The organism is Cryobacterium sp. Hh38 (assembly GCF_004403235.1).
Classification (GTDB): domain Bacteria; phylum Actinomycetota; class Actinomycetes; order Actinomycetales; family Microbacteriaceae; genus Cryobacterium; species Cryobacterium levicorallinum.
Genome location: NZ_SOHD01000015.1, coordinates 1 through 5,977, shown reverse-complemented (window position 1 = coordinate 5,977; position 5,977 = coordinate 1). Strand labels below are relative to the sequence as shown.

The following is a 5,977-nucleotide window of genomic DNA, read 5'->3' as shown; positions in this document are numbered from 1 at the left end:
GATCATTATCGCCGTGATCACGGCACCCGAAAGAGGGACGCTCAGCGGGCACACAATCGCGTGAAGACAGTGGCGTCGACGTCGGACGCGAGAGGCCCGATAGGGGAACCCCCTGCGGGACGAGGGACGTCGCCGGGGTGGTGATTTCTATCGCTCGGACTCGCGCTCAGAGATAAGAGGTGAAGAATTTGACCGCTTCGTCTGCGACTTCCGGTCGTATGCCGGAGGGGTCGTGTCGATCGCCGAGAAATACGTAATGCCCGATATCCCGGCCGAGACTCTCGCCACGAGCCTGTGGCATAGAGTCCCGATAGACGAGGGCGTTGTCGTCTGGGGGTGTGTTGTCGTCGGCGTCACCCCAGCGCACCAGGACCGGGGCGGAAATCTGGCTGAGGGACTCGGAGATCAGGAGCTTTCCGATGGCGGGCGCCAAGAGGATTCCAGCCCGGACACGCGCGTCGGTCAGGGACCCCGCGCCGGTTTCCGCCAACGATGTCAACTCGGCATCGGAGTACTTGCTGCGAAGCGTTTTGATCAAGTCGGGAAACTCCGGTACGTCTGGCGCAGGGATCTGTCCGTGAAACATTGCCTCCATGAGGTGTACATCGATTTTGCCGCCGAGTAGTGCCGTGACGGTGTATCCGCCGAACGAGAACCCGGCCGCACCGACCCGCGTGATATCGATGTTGTGCTCGGCCACGAGGTGGTCGATGAGGAAGGTGATGTCTCTTGCTCGCTCCCACGCGAACGCAAATCCTTCGGGGAGGTACTCGTCGTTGTAGCTGTTCCCGGGGTGATCGACCGACGCAACGAGGAATCCCGCGTCGTTCAGCGGTTTCGCGAGCCAGTCCAGGTCTTCTCCTGCGCCGCCCGTGCCGTGCGAGAGCACTACGACCGGTGCCGGCGTTGACCTGCTGGAGGACCAAATGCGCGTTCTCAGCAAACGAGGTTCGGTCGGAACAGACCAGCTCGAACGCGAGTGGTCGAGCAGGTGCGTTGTCTCGGGGTTCATTCCCGAAGCCTAGTGCGACCGCTTTCGCACCCTGGTCCGTAAGCCGAACCCCAAGTGGGAATTGCTTCCAATAGAGCAAGGATGTGCGAGGCTGTCTCCCGTGAGGACACTTAGTGAAGAGGATGAGGTCGTCTGCAATCCCGGAGCGGTGGTCTTCACCATGTTTCTCGGTGTTTGTCTCGGTGTGGCCTCAGCAGTTGTATTGGCCATCGGTTCACATTTCGCTGCCGTACTGGCCAATCCCCAGGTTGCAGCTCCGCCTCTGATCGTTGAACTCATGTTCAGCACATTTGGTGCCTTTTTGTTCAGTGTGGCCGCTGTTTTTGGTGCGTCGCTCGCTTTGGGGATACTCGATCATCGTTTGCAGCGTCCACGCGCCACCCAGGGGATCATCGCGGGAGTCGGTGCTGTCCTCACGGGGATAGGGTTTTTCATCTACTTCGGCCCGACAGTAACCGTCGGTTTCAGTGGGATTATTAGCATCCTTATATTCGTCGCAGGTGCCTCCTATACGCTGATGTACATCAGGTCGCGGGCACACACCTCGTAAGCCGAACCCCCTGCGCGACGGATCCGCGGCCAATCGGGCCGATTGCCGAGCGCCCAGATTCTGGGTCAGTGGGGGGACCGTAGCTGGTCGCCCGGCTGGAGCGCCGTGCCGGCTGCGCACCCGAGCTCTCCGGGCTGAAGCAGAATCTTGGGCACCTGCAACACCTGCACGCCGTCGACGTCTCGTTTCACGAGCAGGCAGTCGTCCCCATCGCCCATCGCGAAGCCGATGTCGCCGTCGACTACCGTCGCCTCGGGATCGAACGCGACCTCACGCTCACCGGTCGGCTGCGGCATCCGCTTGACGATCTCGGCGACTATGTCGTCAGCGGATGCCGCGGACGGCGCGTTTGTCAGCACCTCGACGACGAGAGCCTCCGCTCCGTCGGGAACAACGTCAACCAAGCGGGTGTCGACCGGAGGGGGGATGCGCTTTGCGTCCGGCGGGCAAGCGATGTCGTGGGCGACCGCTGTGTCGTCGCTCCATTCGCCGGGCTCCTCGGTCGCGACGCCCCAGAAATCGAACTGCGACTCAAAGCAAGCGACGTGCGGCCCTTCGTTCGGGGTGTGCTGTATCGTCGCACGAAACTGCAGCGCTCCAACTGGTTCGCCGTGGATCGCGCCGGGATATGGTTCGTAGCCGATCAACTCGACTACGGTCGATTTCTCGGTGTCGGTGTCAGCCCAGCGGGCATAGTCATCGATCACGTCCGTCCCCTCACGGTAGAGACCCCGAGAGACGTCAGCGACTGCCTTGCGCGCCGACACTTGTGACACCGCGTCCGACGCCGGGACTGCTCCCGCGCAACCAGTGAGCGTGCCGCACACCGCGAAGGACAACCATGCGACGGTGCTCGGACGGTGTCGGTTCGAAACGGAATGGCGCACGTTCTTGATCAAACCACAAGTCGGCCGGATGTTGTTGCGTGGGGGATGGCCCACATCAGCACGGCGTCAACGCCGAAGGCGAAGTCAAGCGGTGGTAATCATGTCATCGACGGTACCGCGGCTCCCCGCCCGCAAGGGGAACCTCTAGCGGGACCTTCGCGACGAGATCGCGCGTCGCTGCCGCCTTAAGCGATGCGTCTAGTTGTCATGCGAGGTCGGTCCCCAATATTCGCCGATATCTTTCGTTTCCGCTGCGATCGCTTCCAGAATCCGTCGTCCACTTACCATGAAGTTGATTTTCTGGTCGTCCCTCAGTAGGCCGAGGTGTGCGGTGGCGTTGCGCGCTTCGAGTACCGCCTCCTGATCCCTATCTGACCAAGGTGTCTGTCCGCCGGTCTGGATCTGAATCATTTTGCGCACCGCAGACAGTACTTCATTACCCATTCGGGTTCGTACTGTGGCTCCCGGCGGCAGGAACTCGACATCGCCAGAAAAGATAAGGATTGAGTTGATGTCGCCCTGGTGAGCTATCAGCGCGGGATTTATGCCAACCAGGAAAGCCTTGGCAAGCAATTCGGCGGCGGTGCCCATACTCAGTGCAGCAATGTGCTTTCCAAGGGGAGTGCCGTCTGAGTGCCGCGCTTCTGCTTCCCGGGCCATCATTCGCGCGGCAGACCAAAGATGGGTTTGCAGGTCATTGAAATCGTACGCTTCTGCGTCGTAGGTCCACGCGAGCGGCCAATCCAGCCACTCCCATCTAGGGTCAGCTTCTCTCGTGGGAATGGGCGGGAAGGGACTCGGAAGTTCAGGGATCTCAGGCACAACCACCAAGTTTGCAGATTAAGTGCGAGTCCAGCAAGGTTAATGACCGCGACGACTTCACGCATTTCGCCGAGGCTTTTCAAGTGCGTCCCGCCATTGGCGCACATTTGGCCTTGCCTCAGCGCGGAGCTCAAGTCCCGAGCGACCGCGTCCGCAACGGGGAGGGACACCCTACGGCGTGTCCCTTTGACAGATCGAGTTCCGCGCCGGGCCGGTTATTAGTGCCGGTCAGGCCCGTGGTGACGTTCGGGGAGCTCGGCCAGGTCACCCCGACACTCGCGTCCCATGGTGGATTCAGTCCGGCCGAAGAGCCCATGGAAGACACAATCTTGAAGATTGCCGAGCTGGTCGGAATCGTTACGGAGGAAGGGCCGACGAACTCAGCATGAAGCCGGCCGCTAGGTAGCCCTGAGTGGTAAGCCTCCACGACGCCTGGATGGCCCAACCAGGAACAACCCGATGAACCAGCGCCAATGCTTACCGGCCGGTAATGACATCGGCGTCGTGCCCGTACGCCGGACGGCGACCGCGACCGATCTGGCACCAAACCACCCGGCGGCCGTGCGCGCCGATGCCGTGTCAATTGGGAAGGCTGATGGTGGCGTCTCGTCACTCAGCGCAGCACCACTGAGGCTTTCTGGTGAGCGCAAAATAACGCGCTGAAATGCTGGTTGCCGGCTCCACGATCAATTCCGACCCACCCAAGTTTTGCAACGGCGCCGCAACCAGCGCTGCCTCTAATCCTGAACGATGATAACGTTCGCGCCATTATCTGGGTGATAGCTCCAAGACGCTGTGAACTCATCCCAGTGGCCATCCTGTCGGCCGTCGACACTACGAGTTACGCCGATACGCTCGGTTATGTGCTTCGGGATCTCAAGTTGCTCATACACGCAGTCGAGTGAAAGCGATGTCATCCCAAGAGCATCTTCGTCCTGCGACTTGGTGTTGACGATGAGGGTCCGTCCACCGTCTTCGACGCTCACTACTCCTTCGAATAGCTCTGCAAATGCGTCGTCTTCTTCGAGGTCGGTGGAATCAGCCTCAGGTGCAGGGGAAGCACTCGAATCAATGTCATCAAGGAACGCTTGGATTGGCTTGGAACCGGAGCATGCTTCGCCCGCACGTTCGACCGGTGAAGGTTGCGCGAGCGAAAACACCAGACCCGTTGCCCCCGCTATTACGACAACGCCCACAGCGATAAGCGCGATGACCTTGACATTCAGGTTCTTGGACCGCGAGTCAGTATCGTGTGTCGCACTTTGATTGGTTGGCTGTCCTGGACCATCCGCCGCCAAATCTTTTGCGGAATTTGGTTCATCTGGAATTGTCATATAAATCTCTTCTTCGTTTTGTGAGCGGTGCGCCGTTCCCTCGGCGCCGCTGAATCCTTCAACGATGAAAACTTGAGCCCGTCCCCGATCGGCTCCGATCAGTCTATTGCTATCGAGCGAGAGCAGTTTTTCCAAGTATTCGCTGCTCAACAGGGCGTCGGTACGGCGTTCACTTTCGGGGATATCCATCGCTGATGCCAGAAGATTGCCTAGCCGTCAAGCACCGTCTATCCCTTGAACCTTTTTCGCCCAGCTATCAAAACTAAGGCGAATATTGTCGTCTGCGGTGATGATGTCGAGCACAGGGCCTTAGATTTCGCTTTCGCGGAACCGCACATAGCGGATATCCGAGAGCGGAAATTAGCGGTCTATAGCGCCCTGCTTACGCACCGCGCTGTAGGCCGAAAAAGAATAAGCAATAAGACCCTATGACCAAAACGGGCGAGCCGCGGGCGAGTTCCGCCATGCTCCAAACAGGAACCTTCTGCGGGACGGCTCTCGTAAGGACCAGCCGATGGGACCTGCCATCATTGCTATATACAAGTGGCGGATGGGAATTGGGATGGACTATCTAACGACTGGCCTCGGTCTATTCGGTGCTTTTACCGGCGCGGCCGGGCTGGTTTTTGGGTGGCTGGGGTGGAAAAAGTCAGGACAGGCCTTGGCTGAGGCACAATGGACGCCGGTTCGTCAGGCCCAGCACAGTCTGATGGCTAGAATCACAGCATTGGCTGCAGATCTACACGTCTTCCTACTCGAGCAACTTAACTTCCGCTTACAGTCCATGGACCCAGCAGAGCTAACTGACGCGGCCGATCATCTGAGGACAATCGTCGATGGCATGACGTCGACTGTCGTCGTAGACAAGTACTTGGACGAGAAGCTCCGCAAGTTGCGTGAGGAAGTGCTCGGGGCCCCTAACCAATCCGGCTTTGCCGATTCCGTTGAGGTATTTGGCAGACTCATCGGCGAAAATCGAGGGAGCCAAAGCGGCCGCGTCGACTGCGCAGGGAGCTGAAAAACTCTTCGCACTCGGTGGCCGCTACGAGCAGACCAAGGAGCCGCTCAGATCGCGTAATAGCGATGTGATTTCTACCGTTGACGACGTCCGAACTCGGTTGGACCTGATCGCCCGAGAGGGACTTGGTGACCTGCCTTCTTCCCGAGGCTAGGAGAAGCGTGCTGGTCGCCAGAGCCTGAGCAACGTCCGTCGTGGTCGATAGTAGGTATTGCACCGCGCCGCGCCGTCGTTCCTATGGCTGCTGAGTATTCGAGTCTCTGAGCCCCACCCGATCGTGCGGTTGAGCCCCACCGTTCGTGCGGAAGAGCACCAGTGGTGGTGTGGCTCAGCACCACTGGTGCCCCGTCACGG

Annotated in this window: 6 protein-coding genes; 2 read left to right on the top strand and 4 right to left on the bottom strand. The window is 59.6% G+C overall.

From position 1 onward, the window contains the following. Positions 1-166: 166 nt before the first annotated feature. Complete coding sequence (locus E3T41_RS05925; protein WP_134477741.1) at positions 167-1,012, bottom strand: alpha/beta fold hydrolase; 846 nt, start codon at positions 1,010-1,012, stop codon at positions 167-169. A 100-nt stretch (positions 1,013-1,112) separates the two neighbouring features. Here E3T41_RS05925 and E3T41_RS05920 point away from each other — a divergent pair, with 100 nt between their 5' ends. Further along, on the top strand, positions 1,113-1,562 hold the full coding sequence (locus tag E3T41_RS05920) for a hypothetical protein (protein ID WP_134477739.1): 450 nt from the start codon (positions 1,113-1,115) through the stop codon (positions 1,560-1,562). 65 nt (positions 1,563-1,627) lie between these two features. Here the strand turns inward: E3T41_RS05920 and E3T41_RS05915 are convergent, their stop codons facing one another. The 3 genes from E3T41_RS05915 to E3T41_RS05905 form a co-directional block, all read right to left on the bottom strand. Continuing rightward, on the bottom strand, positions 1,628-2,269 hold the full coding sequence (locus E3T41_RS05915; protein ID WP_134477738.1) for a hypothetical protein: 642 nt from the start codon (positions 2,267-2,269) through the stop codon (positions 1,628-1,630). Between the two features lie 378 nt (positions 2,270-2,647). Beyond that, entirely contained in the window at positions 2,648-3,271 is a 624-nt protein-coding gene (locus E3T41_RS05910) for a hypothetical protein (protein WP_134477737.1), read from the bottom strand. A gap of 737 nt (positions 3,272-4,008) precedes the next feature. Next, positions 4,009-4,794: a hypothetical protein gene (locus tag E3T41_RS05905; protein WP_134477736.1), complete on the bottom strand. Its 786-nt coding sequence runs from the start codon at positions 4,792-4,794 to the stop codon at positions 4,009-4,011. A 325-nt stretch (positions 4,795-5,119) separates the two neighbouring features. On the opposite strand from E3T41_RS05905, the gene E3T41_RS05900 reads away from it, so the two are divergent. After that, positions 5,120-5,623: a hypothetical protein gene (locus E3T41_RS05900; protein WP_134477735.1), complete on the top strand. Its 504-nt coding sequence runs from the start codon at positions 5,120-5,122 to the stop codon at positions 5,621-5,623. Positions 5,624-5,977: the final 354 nt, after the last annotated feature.

Coding starts and splice junctions, on each gene's coding strand:
- E3T41_RS05925 (WP_134477741.1), bottom strand. CDS start 1,012: ATGAACCCCGAGACAACGCACCTGCTCGACCACTCGCGTTCGAGCTGG.
- E3T41_RS05900 (WP_134477735.1), top strand. CDS start 5,120: ATGGGACCTGCCATCATTGCTATATACAAGTGGCGGATGGGAATTGGG.
- E3T41_RS05905 (WP_134477736.1), bottom strand. CDS start 4,794: ATGGATATCCCCGAAAGTGAACGCCGTACCGACGCCCTGTTGAGCAGC.